We start from the raw sequence: 17,732 nt of genomic DNA, 5'->3' as shown, positions 1-17,732 counted from the left end.
TGGTGCGACTTCTTTTCAGGGGAACGATGGGGTCGGATCCTTTCCGCAGGAAAGGGATCCGACCCCAGTAGTGGCGGATCAGCGCTTGCCGCCGAAGATGCCACCCAGGATGCCACGCACGATCTGGTTGCCCAGCTTGGTGCCGACGGTGCGCGTGGTCTGCTTGGCCATGGTTTCGATCATGCCCTGGCGGCGCTTGGTGCCGAAGATCGCGTCCTTGATCGCCTGGCCGAAACCGCCTTCCTGCGCTTCGTCCTGCTCGCGGCTGCGCGCGGCCGGTGCCTGCGCCTGTTCGACGGTCTTCTGCGCACGCTGGGCCAGCAGTTCGGCGGCCGATTCGCGGTTGATCGCGGTGTCGTAGCGGCTGCCGACCGGGCTGCCGGCACGCACCTGGGCACGCTCGGCGTCGGTGATCGGCCCCATCCGGCAGCGCGGCGGCGCGATCATCGTCTGCTGCACCGGCATCGGCACACCCTTGTCCTGCAGCGTGGACACCAGCGCTTCGCCGGTACCGAGCTGGCTGAGCACCTTGGCCACGTCCAGCTTCGGGTTCGGCACGAAGGTCTCGGCAGCAGTCTTCACTGCCTTCTGGTCGCGCGGGGTGAATGCACGCAGCGCATGCTGCACGCGGTTGCCGAGCTGGCCGAGGATGTTGCCCGGTACGTCATCGGGGAACTGCGAGCAGAAGTAAACGCCCACGCCCTTGGAGCGGATCAGTCGCACCACCTGCTCGATGCGCTGCACCAGCGACGGCGGTGCATCGTCGAACAGCAGGTGCGCTTCGTCGAAGATGAAGACCAGCTTCGGCTTGTCCAGGTCGCCCACCTCCGGCAGCTGCTCGAACAGCTCCGACAGCAGCCACAACAGGAAGGTGGAATACAGCTTCGGCTTGAGCACCAGCTGGTCGGCGGCAAGGATGCCGATCATGCCGCGGCCGTCGTGATTGACCCGCATGATGTCGGCCAGTTCCAGGGCCGGCTCACCGAAGAAGTTCTCGCCGCCATCCTGCGCCAGGCGCAGCACCGACCGCTGGATCGCAGCGATGGACTGCGCGCTGACCAGGCCGTACTCGGTGGAGATGTCCTTGCGCTCCTCGGCCACCAGGCCGAGCAGGGCGCGCAGGTCGTCCATGTCCAGCAGCAGCAGGCCACGGTCGTCGGCCAGCTTGAACACGATGTCGAGCACGCCGGACTGGGTGTCGTTCAACTCGAGGATGCGCGCCAGCAGGGTCGGGCCCATCTCGCTGACCGTGGTGCGCACCGGGTGACCCAGCTTGCCGTACAGGTCCCAGAAAATGGTCGGGCTGGCGGCCGGTGCGTAGTCGGCCACGCCGATCTCGGCGGCGCGCTTGAGCAGGTTCTCGGCGCCGGTGCCGGGCACCGCCAGGCCGGACACATCGCCCTTCACATCGGCCAGGAACACCGGCACGCCCAGCCGCGAGAAGCCCTCGGCCAGGGTCATCAGGGTCACGGTCTTGCCGGTACCGGTGGCGCCGGCCACCAGGCCGTGGCGGTTGCCGAGTTTCGGCAGCAGGGTGACGGCCACATCGTCGGTGATGCCTTTGCCGAGCAGAATCGGATCCATGGTCCAGCCCTTGTGGTGAATAGCCCAATGTTAACCGCCGGCGGTGACGGTCCGAAGATCGGCTTGCCCGGACCTTGGCGGCGCCGCTACTCTGCCTGCCTGTTTCGCACACAGTGCCATCAATGCCCGTTCCTGTCCTGATTTCCCGCGGTTGGCCGCTGCTGGCCCTGGCCGGCCTGGTTTCCCTGGCGCCCGACGCCCATGCGCAGCGGGTTTCGGCCCGGGACAAGGTGAGGGTGGATGCGCTGCAGCAGCGCATGACCGTCGCCGAGAAGCGTTACAGCGATGCGCTGCTGCTGGTCGCCAATGCCGACCCCAAGGGCAGCAACGAAGCCGACGCCGCGCTGGAGGACATGGAAGATGTCCTCAACGACTGCGTGAAGCAGAAGGGCTGCCAGATGGGCACCCTGCTGGCCAGCTACAAGCGCCTGCTCAAGCACGACGCCGACGCGGCCGCCAGCGATGACGTGGCCGACGAGGGCGGTGATCGCCTGGAAGCCGACCCCGACCACATCGGCCCGCTTACCGCCGACGTACCGGAGGCCGCGCGCGCTGCCGCGCTGCTGAACGACAAGCGGCACGCCTTCGACAGCATGGTCGAATACAACCCGGCGGTGCAGGCCGGCATCCGCCGCTGGCTGACCGACATGCGCCCGGCGTTGCTGACCAGCTACGAGAACTACCAGAACCTGCGTGCGGTGATGTGGCCGGAGTGGGAGAAGCGTGGCCTGCCTGAAGCGCTGCTGTTCGGCATCATGGCCAAGGAGTCCAATGGCCGCGTGCATGCTTCATCGCGCGCTGGCGCCGCCGGGTTGATGCAGTTCATGCCGGCCACCGGCCGCCGCTTCGGCCTCGGCCCGGATGGCACCGGCTTTGACACCCGCTTCGATGCACGCAGTGCGGCCGAGGCCAGCGCCAGCTACCTCAACGAACGCCTGCGCGAACTGAACAACAACGTGGAGATGTCGGTGGCCGCCTACAATGGTGGCGAAGGCCGCGCCGCGCGCGTGTTCAAGCAGAGCGCCGGGCAGAGCTTCTGGACCGACAGCGTCTACAACCAGTTCCCCGGCGAGACCAAGGACTACGTGCCGATGGTGATCGCCGCGGCCTGGATCTTCCTGCACCCGCAGCAATACGGCGTGGAGTTCCCGAAGATCAGCGCGCAGCCGACCACGCTGCGCCTGGCCAAGTCGACCACCATCTACGAACTGACCATCTGCCTGGGCAGCCACGGCACCCGCGATGGCTACATGCGCGCGCTGCGCAACCTCAACCCGCGCTATGAGGCCGATGGCTGGATCCCGGCCGGCACGCTGATCAATGCCACCACCCGCATCGCCGGCCTGTACCAGCGCAACTGCGTCAGTGGCCCGCGTGCCGACCTGGCCCGCACGCTGATCACCGCCGATCTGAACGCAGCAATCAAGCGCCCGGCCGCGACCAGCTACACCGGAAGCGTGGCCGTGGGCGGCCTGGTGCCGGTGGCCGATGCGGCCGCGTCCACCAGCGTGCCGACCACGCCGGTCGCTCCGGTGGCCACGCCGCGCCCGGCGGCGCGCCCGAAGCCGGTGCGCAGCCACAAGGTGGGCCGGGGTGAAACCCTGGGCGCCATCGCGGCCAAGTTCCAGTGCGACGTGCCCACCCTGGCCCGCGCCAATGGCCTGAAGGCCCCGGCCTACAGCCTGCGCCACGGCCAGACGCTGAAGCTGCAGGGCTGCGACAAGTAATCCCCCCGACCCTGGAATCCGCATGGACCTCGAAGACACCCGCAACCTGTTCGCCAACCTCCGCGAAAACACCGACTGGGACATCACCGGCCCGTTGCTGTGGGGGTACTTCTTCGTGCACTCCACTGCCGAGCCGTTGCAGGCACTGGCACAGCACCTGCAGGCGCAGGGTTACACCTTCGTGGAATTGTTCCAACAGGATCCGGAAGAGGGCGACGCGCCGTTCCACGTGCTGCATGTGGAGCGCGTGGAGATCCACGACGAAGCCTCGCTTGACCGCCGCAACCAGGAATTCGCAGCGCTGGCCGCGGAGAAGGGCGTGGAAGACTACGACGGCATGGACGTCGGTCCGGCCCCGTCCCTGCAGTAACGCGCGTACCGGTAGTGCCGGCCGCTGGCCGGCAATGCTCGACGCGTTGGATCAGCGGAGATGCCGGCCAGCGGCCGGCACTGCCGAAGCCTCAGCGCAGCTTCGCCAGCGCCTGGCCCAGCTGCACCGGGCTTTCAGCGCCCAACTGCGGGGCGAAGTCAGCCACGCCCGGCGGCAGCAGCACGATCACGGTGGAGCCGTAGTTGAAGCGCGCCATCTCGGCAAAGCGCTCCAGCCTGATGCCCTGGCCGCGGTAGTCCTTGCGGGTGATGCGGTCGCCGTAGTGCGGAATCTCTTCGCCGCTCCACACGGTTTCCACCCCGGACACCAGCAGCGCACCGACCATCACGCTGACCATCGGGCCGAAGCTGGTGTCGAAGTGGCAGACCAGGCGCTCGTTGCGGGCGAACAGGCGCGGTACGCCGTTCACTGCCGCCGGACCAACGCTGAACAGGCGCCCCGGCACGTGCACGGTCTCACGCAGGGTGCCGGTCCACGGCATGTGCACGCGGTGGTAATCGCGCGGCGACAGGTACACCGTGGCGTAGAGGCCATCGTTGTATGGCTTGGCGTCCTCGTCACTGCCCAGCAGTTCGGCAGCGGTGAATGACTGGCCCTTGGCCTGGAAGATGCGGCCGGCCTCGATCTTCCCCAGCTGGCTGATGCGGCCGTCGGCCGGCATCACCAGGCTGCGCGGATCGGCGTCAGCCACGCGCGCACCCGGCTTCAGCGCACGGGTGAAGAACTGGTTGAACGTCGCATAGCTGCGCGGGTCCGGGTTGGCCGCTTCGTCCAGGTTGACGTTGAACTTGCGGGTGACCGTGTCGATCAGCCAGCGCGATACGCGCGGATCGTCCGAGTACGCCAGCGAACGCGCCATCGAGGACAGCAGGCGGTGTGGCAGGGCGTACGTCAGGGCGGTGGTGAGGCTCATGGGGCGGTTTTCTCGGTCAGCTTCTGCAGGTCGCGGGCAATGGCCGGCGCGTTGAACGGGGGGCGTACCAGGCCGGCAAGGCGGCCCTGCGGGTCGAGCACGGCCAGGCTGGCCGAATGCTCGACGGTGTAATCCTCGGGGTTCTCGTCGAAATGCTTGCCCGGCACCTTCTGGAACACGAAGCCCAACGAGGTGGCGAAGCGCTCCAGCGAGGGAACGTCAGCGGTGGCGGCCAGGGTGTCCTTGTGGAAGCCGTGCACGTACTCGCCGAGGCGGGTGGCGCTGTCGCGGTCCGGGTCGACCGAGATGAACAGCACGCGCGGGCGCAGGCTGTCGGGCAGGGCTTCCCACTGGTTCTGTGCGCCGGCCAGCTCGGCCAGGGTGGTCGGGCAGACGTCCGGGCAGAAGGTGAAGCCCAGGAATACCAGGGTCCAGTGGCCCTTCAGTTCGCCCGGGATCAGGCGGGTGCCGTCGGACTGGGCCAGGTTGAAGTCGGGCAGTTCGCGCGGCTGCGGGTACAGCGTGATCGCTTCGGTGGCCGGGGCATTGGCCGGCGGCTTCGGCGCGAACAGCTGCTGGGCGGCCAGCAGGCCGAGACCCGCCGCCAGGGCGATCAGCAGGATGATGCCGGCGTTGCGATTGAACATGGGGGCTCCCGCGCGAAGTGGGCCCCATCATACCGGCTGTGGCCCGAATCGTTTCCGCCGCAACGGATGCCGCCACGGGCGCCAGCCCCTATAATCGGGGGCCACTTTGCCCGCAGTACCGCCATGACCGCTGAAACGGCCGCCGAACTCCACACGATCATCGATCTGATCCGCTACGGCACCAGCCGTTTCAACGAAGCCGGACTGACCTTCGGGCACAGCTACGACAATGCGCTGGACGAGGCCACCCAGCTGGTGCTGCACAGCCTGCACCTGCCGCACGACCTCGGCCCGGCCTATGGCCAGGCGCGCCTGCTGCAGGCCGAGAAGCTGCGCGTGCTGGAGCTGTTCCAGCGTCGCATCGACGAACGCATCCCGGCCGCCTACCTGACCGGTGAGGCCTGGTTCGCCGGCCTGAGCTTCAAGAGCGACAAGCGCGCCCTGGTGCCGCGCTCGCCGATCGCCGAACTGATCGAATGCGGCTTCGAGCCGTGGCTGGCCGGCCGCGATGTCAGCCGTGCGCTGGACCTGTGCACCGGCTCGGGCTGCATCGCCATTGCCATGGGTCACTACTACCCGAACTGGGAAGTGGACGGCGTCGACCTGAGCGACGATGCATTGTCGCTTGCCGAAGAAAACAAGGAGCGCCTGCAGGCGCACAACGTCACCCTGCTCAAGTCGGACCTGTTCAACGGCCTGACCGGTCGCCACTACGACCTGATCGTCACCAATCCGCCGTACGTCACCAACGACGAGACCGATGCCCTGCCGCAGGAGTACTCCTACGAGCCGGAAATGGGCCTGCGTGCCGGCGACGACGGCCTGGACCTGGTGCTGAAGATCCTGCGTGACGCCCCGCTGCACCTGAGCGAGGACGGCCTGCTGATCTGCGAAGTGGGCGAATCCGAGCAGCACCTGATCAAGCTGCTGCCGGAAGTCGACTTCGCCTGGATCGAGTTCAAGGTCGGCCAGATGGGCATCTTCGCGGTCGAGTGCCGCGAGCTGATCGCCCACAGCGCGCGCATCACCGAACTGGCGGCGCAGCGCCCGTGAGCTCCAATTCGTTCGGCAAGCTGTTCACCGTCACCACGTTCGGTGAGTCGCACGGGCCGGCCATCGGCTGCGTGATCGATGGCTGCCCTCCGGGGCTGGCGCTGGACGCGGCCGAATTCGCCCATGACCTGCAGCGTCGCGCGACCGGCAAGAGCCGGCACACCTCGGCCCGCCGCGAGGCCGATGAGGTCGAGATCCTGTCCGGCGTGTACGAGGGCCTGACCACCGGCACCCCGATCGCGCTGCTGATCCGCAACACCGACCAGCGCAGCAAGGATTACGCGAACATCGGCCAGCAGTTCCGGCCAGGTCATGCCGACTACAGCTACTGGCACAAGTACGGCATCCGTGACCCGCGCGGTGGCGGTCGTTCCTCGGCGCGCGAGACCACCATGCGCGTGGCCGCCGGCGTGGTCGCCAAGAAGTGGCTGGCCGAACGCTTCGGCGTCACCGTGCGCGGTTACCTGTCGCAGCTGGGCGACATCACTCCGGCTGGTTTCGACTGGTCGGCGGTGGAAGACAATCCGTTCTTCTGGCCGCATGCCGCGCAGGTGCCCGAGCTGGAGGCGTACATGGATGCGCTGCGCAAGTCCGGTGATTCGGTCGGCGCGCGCGTGGACGTGGTCGCCGACAACGTGCCGCCGGGCTGGGGCGAGCCGATCTACGGCAAGCTCGATGGCGAACTGGCCGCCGCGCTGATGAGCATCAACGCGGTGAAGGGCGTTGAGATCGGTGACGGTTTCGCCAGCGCCGCACAGAAGGGCACCGAACACCGTGACCTGCTGACCCCGCAGGGCTTCGCCAGCAATCACGCCGGCGGCATCCTCGGTGGCATCTCCACCGGCCAGCCGGTGGTCGCCTCGATCGCCCTGAAGCCGACCTCCAGCCTGCGCCTGCCGGGCCCGTCGCTGGACACCGCCGGCAACGTGGTCGAGGTGGTCACCACCGGTCGCCACGATCCCTGCGTCGGCATCCGCGCCACCCCGATCGCCGAGGCGATGGTGGCGATGGTGCTGATGGACCAGGCGCTGCGCCATCGCGCGCAGTGCGGCGATGTCGGCACGATCACCCCGCGCATTCCCGGGCAGATCGATGGCTGACACGCGGCCGACCGTGTGGGTGAGCCAGCCGCTGATCGACGCGGCCATCGCGCCGCTGCGCGATCGCGTGCAGCTGCGCAGCACCGATGCGGTCACCGCCTGGTCGCCCGACCAGATCGCCGAACAGCTGGCCGGCGTCGACGGCGCGATCATCACCCTCAACGAGCGCATCGGTGCGGCCCAGGTGGCCGACGCCGCGCAGCTGCAGGTGATCGCCAATGTCGGCGTCGGCTACAACAACCTGGATGTCGATGCGCTCAGCGCAGCCGGCATCCTCGCCAGCAACACGCCGGACGTCCTGACCGAAACCACCGCCGATCTCGGTTTCGCCCTGTTGATGGCGACCGCGCGCCGGATCACCGAATCCGAGCGCTGGCTGCGCGAAGGCCAGTGGCAGCAATGGTCGTTCCAGACCATGCTTGGCGCAGACATCCATGGCAGCACGCTGGGCATCCTCGGCATGGGCCGCATCGGCCAGGGCATCGCCCGCCGCGGCGCGCATGGTTTCGGCATGAAGGTGCTGTACCACAACCGTTCGCGCCTTCCGGCCGAGACCGAGGCTGCGCTCGGCGCGACCTACGTGGACCTGGACACGCTGCTGGCGCAGTCCGACCACCTGGTCACCGTGCTGCCCTACACGCCGGCCTCGCATCACATCATCGATGCGGCTGCGCTGGCGAAGATGAGGCCCTCAGCCACCCTGGTGAACATCGCCCGCGGCGGCATCGTCGACGAACTGGCGTTGGCCGACGCGCTTGCCCGAGGCCGTCTGGCCGCTGCCGGCCTGGATGTCTACGAGGGTGAGCCGGCGGTGCGCCCCGAACTGCTGGCGCTGCGCAATGTCGTGCTCACGCCGCACATCGGCAGCGCCTCGCTGGCCACGCGCACGGCGATGGTACAGCTGGCCGTGGATAATCTGGTTGCCGGGCTCGGCCTGGACGGCGGCCCGTCGCGCATGCCGAGCGCGATCAACGCTGATGCGGCGATGGCCGCGCGCGTGACGCTGGGCAAAAAAACCGGGAAACGATAGGGAACCTCCGCGCGCCCCGCTTGAGGAGGTTCCCCGAACCCAGCTGTCGTGCGTGTTTCTTCCCCATTCCCGTTTTCGTGAGAGTTCCCCCATGAGCAATGCACAGCGCAGTTTCCACGTTGCCGTCGTCGGTGCCACCGGTGCGGTCGGCGAGACCATGTTGTCGATCCTGGCCGAGCGTGGTTTCCCGGTCGGTACCCTGAGCGTCCTGGCTTCCGAGCGTTCGGCCGGCGGCGAGATCGAATTCAACGGCCAGAAGGTCAAGGTGCAGGACCTGGCCACCTTTGATCCGAGCGGTGTCGAGATCGCGCTGTTCTCGGCCGGTGGCAGCGTGTCCAAGGAATACGCACCGAAGTTCGCCGCTGCCGGTGCGGTGGTGATCGACAACTCTTCGGCCTTCCGTTACGACGATGACGTGCCGCTGGTGGTGTCCGAGGTCAATCCGGAACAGGTGGCCAACCGTCCGCGCGGCATCATCGCCAACCCGAACTGCTCGACCATGCAGATGCTGGTGGCGCTGGCGCCACTGCACCGCAAGTACGGCATCGAGCGTATCAACGTCTCCACCTACCAGTCGGTGTCCGGCGGCGGCCGTTCGGCTACCGAGGAACTGGGCAAGCAGACCGGCCAGCTGCTGAGCTTCCAGGAAATCGATCCGCAGCGCTTCCCGGTGCAGATCGCCTTCAACCTGATCCCGCACATCGACGACTTCCAGGACAATGGCTTCACCAAGGAAGAAATGAAGCTGATCTGGGAAACCCGCAAGATCCTCGGCGACGACAGCATCCTGGTGAACCCGACTGCGGTGCGCGTGCCGGTGTTCTACGGCCACTCCGAGTCGGTGGCGATCGAGACCCGCGACAAGGTCACCGTCGCCGAAGCGCGCGCGCTGCTGGAGCAGTCGCCGGGCATCGAAGTGGTGGATCGTCACGAAGCCGGTGGTTACCCAACCCCGGTCACCCACGCCTCGGGCACGGACGCGGTGTACGTCGGCCGCATCCGCGAGGACCTCTCGCACCCGCGCGGCCTGAACCTGTGGATCGTGTCGGACAACGTGCGCAAGGGCGCGGCGTTGAATGCCGTGCAGCTGGCCGAGCTGGTCGCCGCCGAGCAGCGCTGATCACAGCGGTTGCCTCACCGGTAGTGCCGGCCGCTGGCCGGCATTGCCGTGATCCTTGTGCCGGAGTGCATGCCGGCCAGCGGCCGGCACTACCTCAAGGGTCTTTCCGGTGGGTGCGGACCCCGGTCCGCACGCTTTATAGTGTCGCCCATGAATAAACGGGCCAGGGGCGCAAAGCGCCCGCTCCTCTATCTTTCCACCGCGCTGCTGGCCCTGGCCAGCAGTTCGGCACTCGCATTGGGCCTGGGAGACATCCGTGTCCTGTCCAAGCCGGGGCAGCCATTGCTGGCCGAAATCCCGGTGGTGTCGGCGGACCCGTCCGAACTGGAAAACCTGCGCGTGGCGCTGGCCTCGCCGGTCACCTTCGAACGCGTCGGCCTGCAACGGCCGACCGGGCTGGTCAGCGAGCTGCAGTTCGAGCTGACCCGCAATGCGCAGGGCAGGGCGGTGGTGCGCGTCACCTCGCAGGCCCCGGTGGAGACGCCATCGCTGAGCTTCCTGATCGAAGCTGACTGGGGCCAGGGCCGCCTGGTGCGCGAGTACTCCGCGCTGGTCGACGCGCCGTCCAGCGCGCTGGCCGTGGCCGAGCCGGAGATCGTCGCGCCGGCAGGCACGCTCTCCAATACCATCGTGCGCGAACCTGCACCGGCTTCGGCAACGGTGCCAGCGGCAGAGGCGCCCACTACGCCGCCACCTGTGGTGGCGCCTGCACCGGCACGCCCGCGTGCGGCCTCCGCGCCGGTCGCTGCACCGGCGGCCGATGGCAGCGTCACCGTGCAGCGCGGTCAGACCCTGTCGCAGATCGCCAGCGCGGTGGCGCGTGGCAACCAGGTCAGCCGCGACCGCGCGATGATCGCCCTGCTGCGCGCCAATCCCGAAGCCTTCATCCGTGGCAACGTCAATCTGCTCAAGCAGGGCGCGGTGCTGCGCGTGCCGGGCAGCGATGCGCTTGCCGCTGTCGATGCCGCCGAGGCCACCGCGCTGGTGCGCGAGCACGCTGCGCAATGGCGGCAGGCGCGTACCGTGCCGCAACCGGCGGGTGCGGTCGCGCCGGCCGCCAAGGCGGCAACCGCGAACGCTTCTTCCCCGGCTGCCGCCAACGGGGCACGACTTGAGATCGCTCCGGCGCTGGCGTCCGACGCCGCGCATGCGGGCACAACCACCGGCACCGCTGCCGGCAGCGAGGGTGACATGCTGGGCAATGAACAACTGCGCCAGGCGCGTGAGGACATCGCCACCCGCGATGCCGAGATCGGTGAACTGAAGCAGCGCGTGGCCGATCTGGAGAAGCTGAAGGAACAGCAGCAGTCGCTGATCGCGATGAAGGACAACGACCTGGCCGCCGCGCAGCAGCGCCTGGCACAGGCGCCGGGTTCCCGTGATGCGGCAACGCCGTGGTACTGGCTGGGGCTGCCGGTGCTGCTGTTGGCGGCGGGCGCGGCCTGGCTGCTGCGTCGTCGCAAGCCGTCGCCGCTGCCGCCGCTGCGTGAGGAAGACGATGCCGCCGGCCTGGCCGCAGCGGTGCCGGCAGGTGCGGCGCTGGATACGCTGGCCGAGCAGTCCTCGTGGTCGTCGGCTGTTGCCGACAATGGCCGCCAGGAACCGGCGATGCCTGCTTGGGCGACCGAAACCGAAGTGCACGACGTGGTGGTCGCCGAACCCGTCGCCGAGCACGCGGTGCGGGCCGAATGGCAGGCCGAGACACTGCGCGACGAGGACGCGGTGGCATTGCCCGAAGCGGTGACCGATCTGCCGCGCTGGGACGATTCCGCAACCACCGGCGACGAGGGTGTCGTCGCCGAGCCGCTGCAGGACGAACGCGTTGTACCGCAGGCGCCGGCCGAAGTGGCGGTGCCGGACTACGCACTGCATGCCGAACAGCAGCCGCAGTTCCGCGGAGTGTTCGATCTGCCGGCTGACGCGCATGAGAACGAGGCTCCGGCGGATACCGTACGTCCGGAAGCCATCGACAGCATCGACGATGGCAGCGTCGAGGCCTCTCATTCCGACGATATCGCGCCGAGCGCGGCCGCGCCCGTCGGCGACGCGGGCTGGTCGCCGCGTGCCGGCCAGGAGCGCCTGGAACTGGCCATTGCCTACCTCGATCTGGGCGACGCGCAGACCGCGCGCACCCTGTTGCTGGAAGTCGCCGAAGGCGGTGACCTGCACAGCCAGGCCCAGGCCCGCGAACTGCTGGCCCGCCTGCCGTGACCGAACCTGCCGACAAGGACCCTGCCATGAGCCGCGAGCGTCGCATCGACTACGTTGAATTCGCTTCCAGCGACCCGGCCGCAAGCCGCGCTTTCTTCGAGAAGGTGTTCGGCTGGTCGTTCGTCGATTACGGCAGCGACTACACGGCGTTCGACGATGGCCGCCTGCAGGGCGGCTTCTTCCGCGGCCAGCCGCAGCGGGCCAGCGACAGCGGCGCACCGCTGCTGGTGCTGTATGCCGACGCACTGGCACCGGTCGAGGCCGCCGTGCGCGACGCCGGCGGCGAGATCGTGCGCCCGGTATTTTCCTTCCCCGGTGGCAGCCGCTTCCAGTTCGTCGAGCCCGGTGGCAACGAACTGGCGGTCTGGTCCGAACGCGATCCGGCCTGAGCGCCGCCCCATACGCAATATCGAGGTGGCACATGCGTTACGCGCTTGGCGTCGAATACGACGGCAGCGATTTCAGGGGCTGGCAGAACCTGGGCGAGGGCGGTCCCAGCGTGCAGGCCAGCCTTGAGCAGGCCCTGTCGTCGGTGGCCGATTCGCCGCTGCAGGTGGTCTGCGCCGGCCGCACCGATGCCGGCGTGCATGGCCAGTGCCAGGTCGTCCATTTCGATACCGACGTGGTGCGCGATCCGCGCGCCTGGATGCTGGGCACCACCACCCGCCTGCCGCGCTCGATCGCGGTGCGCTGGTGCGTGCCGGTGGCCGACGATTTCCACGCCCGCTTCTCGGCACGCGCGCGCCGCTACCGCTACCGCCTGCTCAACCGCGAGGTGCGGCCGGCGCTGGACCGGCAGACCCTCAGCTGGGAGCGCCGGGCGCTGGACGAGACGCTGATGCACGCCGCCGGCCAGGCCCTGATCGGCGAAAATGACTTCAGCGCGTTCCGCTCCGTGCAGTGCCAGGCGCTGCATGCGCGGCGTGAGCTGCAATCACTGCAGGTCAGCCGCCAGGGCGAAGTGATTGAAGTGGCCGTGCAGGGCAATGCATTCCTTCATCACATGGTCCGCAATATCGTCGGATCGTTGATCCTGGTGGGCAGCGGTGAAAAACCGGTGGAATGGATCGCCGAACTGCTGGCCGGGCGCGATCGCACCGTAGCCGGTCCCACCGCACCGCCGCAGGGCCTGGTGTTCCTTGGGCCCCTGTACCCCGACAACTGGCATCTGCCCGCCGAGGTCACGCTATGAGCCGCTCCTACTACCGCACGCGCATCAAGTTCTGTGGCATGACCCGTGCCGGCGATGTCCGCCTGGCCGGTGAGCTGGGCGTGGACGCAGTGGGTTTCATCTTTGCCCGCGAGAGCAGCCGCCGGGTTGCGCCTGCCGAAGCACGCGCGATGCGCCAGGCGATCGCGCCGATGGTCGATGTGGTGGCCCTGTTCCGCAACAACAGCAAGGAAGAGGTGCGCGAGGTGCTGCGCACGGTGCGGCCAACCCTGCTGCAGTTCCATGGCGAGGAAGACGAGAGCTTCTGCCGCAGCTTCAACATGCCCTATCTGAAGGCGATCGCCATGGGGGGGCGGGAAGAGGTCAATGCGCGCACGTTGCAGTTGCGTTACCCGAGCGCGGCGGGGTTCCTGTTCGACAGCCACGCTCCCGGCGGCGGCGGCGGTACCGGCGTGGCCTTCGACTGGGGCCGTATCCCGACCGGCCTGCACCGGCCGTTCCTGCTGGCCGGTGGGCTGAACCCGGAAAACGTCTACGACGCTGTGCTGGCCACGCTTCCCTGGGGCGTGGACGTGTCCAGCGGCATCGAACTGGAGCCGGGCATCAAGGACGGTTACAGGATGCGCACCTTCGTCGAGGAAGTGCGCCGCGCGGACTGCACGGTCCTGGAGTGATCCGCGCCCCCTGAGGGGGCACCCGGAACGTCATCGCCGACGGTGCATTCCGCCGGGTCTGTGTCCTTGCCTGTCGCGTGCCGTGCCATGAAGGCGGACGTCTACTGAATGCGGTGAGCATCCCACTTTCGGGTAATTCAGGAACCAGCGCCAGGAAGTCGACACCCCCGAGCATCTGATCGGACACAATGGGCCCAGCCTGACCTGGCTGGGTGCGATGTGGTGTGCGTGTCGCTGGCCGCACTCCTGAGATACGCCTTGGCTTTCGAACGAGGACGCAATGGATATGCCCCATCTCTCTTCCCGCCGGTTCCGCCTGGCCCGCCTGACGATCATGCCCGGCCTGCTGCTTGCATTGGGCGCGTGTGCGGCCGGTGACTCGTCCGCCCCGATTGCATCGGTACCGGCCGCTGCCACACCGGCAGGCGCACCCGCCACAGCACCGGCGACGGTTCCGGCGGCAGCACCGGCTGCCGACGGCCTGGCGGCGCTGATCCAGGCCAGTGGCGTGAAATGCAGCAACGCCAATACGGGCAGCGGCTGCACGGCCGGCGATGTGGACAGCGGTGATTTCTACGATGTCGAACTGTCGCCGGACTGTGGCGACCAGGGCTTCTTCGCGGGCGTAGCCGACGCCAAGGGCGTGGAGACGTTGAATGCGGTGCCATCCACCGGCAGCAAGGCCAGCGTGACCGCAAAGCTGTCGAAGGGGCAGCTGGTCTGCGTGCAGGGCATCGGGCGTACCGGACAGAATCCGCTGTTCTATTACGTCGTGGCGGTTCCCGCAGCAACGGTCGGCAAGTGCAAGGGCAACACGTTGTGTGACACCTATGGCGACAGGCCGATCACTGGCCTGGCGAACACGGGGGGCGAGGCCTGCCATGTGGCGGCGCCGGGACGTTACGCCGGGAACTGCGCGCAGGGCTGGGTCAGTGCGGACGTGCTCGACGTGTTTTCCAACGGAATGTAATCACGGTATCGATGCGGCCGACAAGCTGCAGAGCATCACGGTGCAGGATGGCAAGGCGTTCGTGATCGGCACGACGCCGGGCTTCCGCACCGCCATCGATCTGGCTCAGGCGCCACCGCCGCTGGAGCAGACCAGTGCCAAGCTGCTGGCAGATCCGTCGCACCAGCAGCAGGTGCATGAGGAGCAGCAGCGGGTCGCGATGGGCGGTCGCTGAGGCTTGTGTTGCCGGCTTCGGGGGCGAACGCCACCCGGAGCCTTGTCTCATCGCAGCTGTGCTGCTGCCCAGTCGGCCAGGGCGTCCACCCGTGCATCGGCCGGGCCATCCGGCCGCGCCAGCACCCAGAAGCCGCCGGTGGCGGTAAATCCCCACGGTGCGACCAGCCGGCCTGCTGCCAGATCTTCGGCCACCAGCGGCTCCGGTGCGATCGCCGGGCCCAGCCCGGCTACCGCGGCTTCCAGCAGGTAGTACAGGTGCTCGAAGGCGGTGCCCAGCTGCAGCTTCGACACGTCCAGATCGTGCGCCTGTGCCCATGCCGGCCATGCCTGCGGCCGTGAGCTGGTGTGCAGCAGCGTCTCCTGCAGCAGCGCCGACGGCGGTGCATGCCGCAGGCGCTGCGCGGCCGGATGCGACGGCGCCACCACCACGCCGACCCGTTCCGGCGCCAGCTCGCGTACCTGCCAGCCTCGTGGCCACGGGCCCTGCGCCAGCAGCAGCACCGCGTCCAGCGCCGCCTGCGCTTCGGTGAAACTGCCATCCAGTGCCGACCACTGCAGGCGCACGCCGGACAGGGCAGCCTGCAATGCTGGCAGTCGTGGAATCATCCAGCGCGCCAGCACGCTGCCACTGCAGCCCAGTACCAGCGCCGGGGCTGCTGTCGGTCGCCGCAGTTCGCGCACGCAGTCTTCGATGCCGCTGAAGGCCTCGCTGCATGCTGCCTGCAGGCGCGTGCCCGCAGCGGTCAGGCGCAGGCCACGGCCGGCCCGCTGGAACAACGCCAGGCCAAGGTGATCCTCCAGCAGCTTCAACTGCCGGCTGACCGCGCCGTGGGTGACGTGCAGGTCCTGCGCGGCGCGCCCAACGCCGCCAAGGCGGGCCGTCGCTTCGAACGCGCGCAGCGCATTGAGGGGAGGCAGCAGGGAACGGCTCATGTGAGATTTCCTGACGATATGCGCCAGATAATATCCATTTTCCGGTCATGACCCGTGCGCTAGAGTATCCACCTGTCTGAACCACCGGTCGTATCCATGTCTGCCTCCCCCATTGCCGACTATCACGCCTTCCCGGATGCCCAGGGCCACTTCGGCCGCTATGGCGGCAGTTTCGTTGCCGAAACCCTGGTCGGTCCGCTGCAGGAACTGGCCCAGGCCTATGACCAGGCGCGCCAGGATCCCGCATTCCAGCTGGCCTATGACCGCGATCTGGCGCACTACGTGGGCCGGCCGAGCCCGATCTATCACGCCCAGCGCCTGAGCGATCACGTCGGTGGCGCGCAGATCCTGCTCAAGCGCGAGGACCTGAACCACACCGGCGCGCACAAGATCAACAACACCATCGGCCAGGCCTTGCTGGCCGCGCGGATGGGCAAGAAGCGCATCATTGCCGAGACCGGTGCCGGCCAGCATGGCGTGGCCAGTGCCACGGTTGCCGCGCGGCTGGGCCTGGAATGCGTGGTGTACATGGGCGCCACCGACATCGAGCGGCAGAAGATCAATGTTTACCGCATGAAGCTGCTGGGCGCGACGGTGGTGCCGGTCACTTCCGGCTCGGCCACCCTGAAGGACGCACTCAACGAAGCCATGCGCGACTGGGTGACCAACGTGCAGGACACCTTCTACATCATCGGCACCGTGGCCGGCCCGGATCCGTATCCGCGCATGGTCCGTGACTTCAATGCCATCGTCGGCCGCGAAGCGCGTGAGCAGATGCTGGCCGAATACGGCCGCCTGCCCGATGCGATTACTGCCTGCGTGGGCGGCGGCAGCAATGCGATCGGCCTGTTCCATGCCTTCCTCAACGACCGCCAGGTCGAGATCGTCGGCGCCGAAGCCGCCGGTGACGGCATCAACACCGGCCGCCACGCCGCGTCGATCGCTGCCGGTCGCCCCGGTGTGCTGCACGGCAACCGCACCTATGTGCTGTGCGACGACGACGGCCAGATCATCGAGACCCACTCGGTATCAGCCGGCCTGGACTATCCGGGCGTCGGCCCGGAGCACGCATTCCTGGCCGATACCGGTCGCGCACGCTACCTCGGCATCACCGACGAGGAAGCGCTGCAGGCCTTCCATCTGCTGGCGCATACCGAAGGCATCCTGCCGGCACTGGAGTCCAGCCATGCGTTGGCGCAGGCGATCAAGCTGGCGCGCGAGCGACCGCGTGACCAGATCGTGCTGTGCAATCTGTCCGGCCGTGGCGACAAGGACGTGCACACCATCGCTGCGCGCGAAGGGCTGGTGCTGTGAGCGCGCGGCTGCGGAACAGCGGCGTGCTGCTGCTGGCGCTTGGGCTGGCCGCGTGCCAGCCGCCGGAGCCACCGGTACTGGCGCCGGCCGCCAAGGCCACCACGCAGCCGGCGCAGCAGCCCGCCGCCAATGATGACCTCGACCCGATGGCGCGCACGCCGATCGACGATCCGCCGTCTGTGGACGATACCGACAGCGATGACGCACCAGCGGTGGCCTCGGTGGCGCTGGACCATGCCGGTGAGGTATTGATCGGGCAGCACATGACCGATCTGAAGGCCTTCGGGCCGTGGACGGCACAAGGGGCTGTCGAAGCCATCGGCGGTAGCTGCGAATACTACGACGGCAAGGGGCTGCCGCCCGGCGTGTCGATGATGACCGATGAAGATCGGGTGGTCCGTTTCGACCTCGGCCTGGATCCGGAAAGTGGGGCGCCGACCCAGCAGCCAGGTCCATTCGGCCTGCGCGTCGGCATGACCCGCGCCCAGGCGATTGCCCGGTTCCCGAAGCCGCCTGTGTCCAGCGCGCATGCCTACGATGGTGAGCAGGGCGAGTACCTCACCTGGCAGGACCCGGGCTCGGCCCTTGGCATCCGGGTGGAACTGTTTGAAGGGAAGGTCATCCAGATGTACTGGGGGACCAGTGATGCGATTGAACTAATTGAAGGATGTGCCTGAG

17 protein-coding genes and 1 pseudogene are annotated in these 17,732 nt (G+C 68.0%); 14 read left to right on the top strand and 4 right to left on the bottom strand.

Annotated elements, in window-relative coordinates; genetic code table 11:
- Positions 1-78 precede the first annotated feature (78 nt).
- Positions 79-1,584, bottom strand: a complete 1,506-nt coding sequence (locus AC5P67_RS04780; RefSeq protein ID WP_012480897.1) for a helicase HerA-like domain-containing protein — start codon at positions 1,582-1,584, stop codon at positions 79-81.
- A 122-nt stretch (positions 1,585-1,706) separates the two neighbouring features.
- Here AC5P67_RS04780 and AC5P67_RS04775 point away from each other — a divergent pair, with 122 nt between their 5' ends.
- Both AC5P67_RS04775 and AC5P67_RS04770 read left to right on the top strand, forming a co-directional pair.
- A complete protein-coding gene (locus AC5P67_RS04775; protein ID WP_495214346.1) occupies positions 1,707-3,311 on the top strand; it encodes a transglycosylase SLT domain-containing protein in 1,605 nt (534 codons plus the stop codon).
- Between the two features lie 22 nt (positions 3,312-3,333).
- On the top strand, positions 3,334-3,681 hold the full coding sequence (locus AC5P67_RS04770) for a ribonuclease E inhibitor RraB (RefSeq protein WP_099479357.1): 348 nt from the start codon (positions 3,334-3,336) through the stop codon (positions 3,679-3,681).
- A 91-nt stretch (positions 3,682-3,772) separates the two neighbouring features.
- Here AC5P67_RS04770 and asd read toward each other — a convergent pair whose 3' ends face one another.
- The gene (gene asd, locus AC5P67_RS04765) at positions 3,773-4,615 is read right to left on the bottom strand and encodes an archaetidylserine decarboxylase (RefSeq protein ID WP_005410489.1); all 843 of its coding nucleotides are present in this window, start codon (positions 4,613-4,615) and stop codon (positions 3,773-3,775) included.
- Complete coding sequence (locus AC5P67_RS04760) at positions 4,612-5,262, bottom strand: SCO family protein (protein WP_005410488.1); 651 nt, start codon at positions 5,260-5,262, stop codon at positions 4,612-4,614. The genes asd and AC5P67_RS04760 overlap by 4 nt, the downstream gene beginning before the upstream one ends.
- 123 nt (positions 5,263-5,385) lie before the next feature.
- On the opposite strand from AC5P67_RS04760, the gene prmB reads away from it, so the two are divergent.
- The 10 genes and pseudogenes from prmB to AC5P67_RS04710 all read left to right on the top strand — a co-directional run.
- Positions 5,386-6,315 (top strand): 50S ribosomal protein L3 N(5)-glutamine methyltransferase, encoded by a 930-nt coding sequence (gene prmB, locus AC5P67_RS04755; protein WP_005410487.1) that lies wholly within the window; start codon positions 5,386-5,388, stop codon positions 6,313-6,315.
- The gene (gene aroC / locus AC5P67_RS04750; protein ID WP_005410486.1) at positions 6,312-7,415 is read left to right on the top strand and encodes a chorismate synthase; all 1,104 of its coding nucleotides are present in this window, start codon (positions 6,312-6,314) and stop codon (positions 7,413-7,415) included. The genes prmB and aroC overlap by 4 nt, the downstream gene beginning before the upstream one ends.
- Positions 7,408-8,445, top strand: coding sequence for a 2-hydroxyacid dehydrogenase (locus AC5P67_RS04745; RefSeq protein ID WP_495214344.1), 1,038 nt, complete (start codon positions 7,408-7,410; stop codon positions 8,443-8,445). Before aroC ends, AC5P67_RS04745 begins: the two co-directional genes overlap by 8 nt.
- 91 nt (positions 8,446-8,536) lie before the next feature.
- Positions 8,537-9,565, top strand: coding sequence for an aspartate-semialdehyde dehydrogenase (locus tag AC5P67_RS04740; RefSeq protein WP_005410484.1), 1,029 nt, complete (start codon positions 8,537-8,539; stop codon positions 9,563-9,565).
- Positions 9,566-9,715: 150 nt separating this feature from the next.
- Positions 9,716-11,776, top strand: a complete 2,061-nt coding sequence (locus AC5P67_RS04735; protein ID WP_495214342.1) for a FimV/HubP family polar landmark protein — start codon at positions 9,716-9,718, stop codon at positions 11,774-11,776.
- A gap of 26 nt (positions 11,777-11,802) precedes the next feature.
- On the top strand, positions 11,803-12,165 hold the full coding sequence (locus tag AC5P67_RS04730) for a VOC family protein (RefSeq protein ID WP_005410482.1): 363 nt from the start codon (positions 11,803-11,805) through the stop codon (positions 12,163-12,165).
- 32 nt (positions 12,166-12,197) lie between these two features.
- Positions 12,198-12,968 (top strand): tRNA pseudouridine(38-40) synthase TruA, encoded by a 771-nt coding sequence (gene truA / locus AC5P67_RS04725; RefSeq protein ID WP_005410481.1) that lies wholly within the window; start codon positions 12,198-12,200, stop codon positions 12,966-12,968.
- Positions 12,965-13,621: a phosphoribosylanthranilate isomerase gene (locus AC5P67_RS04720; RefSeq protein ID WP_005410480.1), complete on the top strand. Its 657-nt coding sequence runs from the start codon at positions 12,965-12,967 to the stop codon at positions 13,619-13,621. The genes truA and AC5P67_RS04720 overlap by 4 nt, the downstream gene beginning before the upstream one ends.
- 280 nt (positions 13,622-13,901) lie before the next feature.
- Positions 13,902-14,591, top strand: a complete 690-nt coding sequence (locus AC5P67_RS04715; protein ID WP_099490315.1) for a hypothetical protein — start codon at positions 13,902-13,904, stop codon at positions 14,589-14,591.
- Between the two features lies 1 nt (position 14,592).
- Positions 14,593-14,805, top strand: a pseudogene (locus tag AC5P67_RS04710) (peptidoglycan-binding protein); the annotation flags it as partial.
- A 47-nt stretch (positions 14,806-14,852) separates the two neighbouring features.
- Here AC5P67_RS04710 and AC5P67_RS04705 read toward each other — a convergent pair.
- Entirely contained in the window at positions 14,853-15,740 is an 888-nt protein-coding gene (locus AC5P67_RS04705) for a LysR family transcriptional regulator (RefSeq protein ID WP_062606178.1), read from the bottom strand.
- A 96-nt stretch (positions 15,741-15,836) separates the two neighbouring features.
- Between AC5P67_RS04705 and trpB the strand changes: the two genes are divergently transcribed.
- Positions 15,837-17,054 (top strand): tryptophan synthase subunit beta, encoded by a 1,218-nt coding sequence (gene trpB / locus AC5P67_RS04700; protein WP_005410476.1) that lies wholly within the window; start codon positions 15,837-15,839, stop codon positions 17,052-17,054.
- On the top strand, positions 17,051-17,731 hold the full coding sequence (locus tag AC5P67_RS04695; protein ID WP_099490317.1) for a hypothetical protein: 681 nt from the start codon (positions 17,051-17,053) through the stop codon (positions 17,729-17,731). Before trpB ends, AC5P67_RS04695 begins: the two co-directional genes overlap by 4 nt.
- The last annotated feature ends 1 nt before the right edge of the window (position 17,732 follow it).

The organism is Stenotrophomonas sp. YJH_SMC_21, from assembly GCF_059369555.1.
Note: the sequence above shows the minus strand (reverse complement) of the source record. Positions and strands in the feature narration are given on the sequence as shown.

Excerpts from the sequence above, each read along its gene's own strand:
- AC5P67_RS04780 (WP_012480897.1), bottom strand. The coding sequence starts at position 1,584 with ATGGATCCGATTCTGCTCGGCAAAGGCATCACCGACGATGTGGCCGTC.
- AC5P67_RS04775 (WP_495214346.1), top strand. The coding sequence starts at position 1,707 with ATGCCCGTTCCTGTCCTGATTTCCCGCGGTTGGCCGCTGCTGGCCCTG.
- AC5P67_RS04770 (WP_099479357.1), top strand. The coding sequence starts at position 3,334 with ATGGACCTCGAAGACACCCGCAACCTGTTCGCCAACCTCCGCGAAAAC.
- asd (WP_005410489.1), bottom strand. The coding sequence starts at position 4,615 with ATGAGCCTCACCACCGCCCTGACGTACGCCCTGCCACACCGCCTGCTG.
- AC5P67_RS04760 (WP_005410488.1), bottom strand. The coding sequence starts at position 5,262 with ATGTTCAATCGCAACGCCGGCATCATCCTGCTGATCGCCCTGGCGGCG.
- prmB (WP_005410487.1), top strand. The coding sequence starts at position 5,386 with ATGACCGCTGAAACGGCCGCCGAACTCCACACGATCATCGATCTGATC.
- AC5P67_RS04745 (WP_495214344.1), top strand. The coding sequence starts at position 7,408 with ATGGCTGACACGCGGCCGACCGTGTGGGTGAGCCAGCCGCTGATCGAC.
- AC5P67_RS04740 (WP_005410484.1), top strand. The coding sequence starts at position 8,537 with ATGAGCAATGCACAGCGCAGTTTCCACGTTGCCGTCGTCGGTGCCACC.
- AC5P67_RS04735 (WP_495214342.1), top strand. The coding sequence starts at position 9,716 with ATGAATAAACGGGCCAGGGGCGCAAAGCGCCCGCTCCTCTATCTTTCC.
- AC5P67_RS04730 (WP_005410482.1), top strand. The coding sequence starts at position 11,803 with ATGAGCCGCGAGCGTCGCATCGACTACGTTGAATTCGCTTCCAGCGAC.
- truA (WP_005410481.1), top strand. The coding sequence starts at position 12,198 with ATGCGTTACGCGCTTGGCGTCGAATACGACGGCAGCGATTTCAGGGGC.
- AC5P67_RS04720 (WP_005410480.1), top strand. The coding sequence starts at position 12,965 with ATGAGCCGCTCCTACTACCGCACGCGCATCAAGTTCTGTGGCATGACC.
- AC5P67_RS04715 (WP_099490315.1), top strand. The coding sequence starts at position 13,902 with ATGGATATGCCCCATCTCTCTTCCCGCCGGTTCCGCCTGGCCCGCCTG.
- AC5P67_RS04705 (WP_062606178.1), bottom strand. The coding sequence starts at position 15,740 with ATGAGCCGTTCCCTGCTGCCTCCCCTCAATGCGCTGCGCGCGTTCGAA.
- trpB (WP_005410476.1), top strand. The coding sequence starts at position 15,837 with ATGTCTGCCTCCCCCATTGCCGACTATCACGCCTTCCCGGATGCCCAG.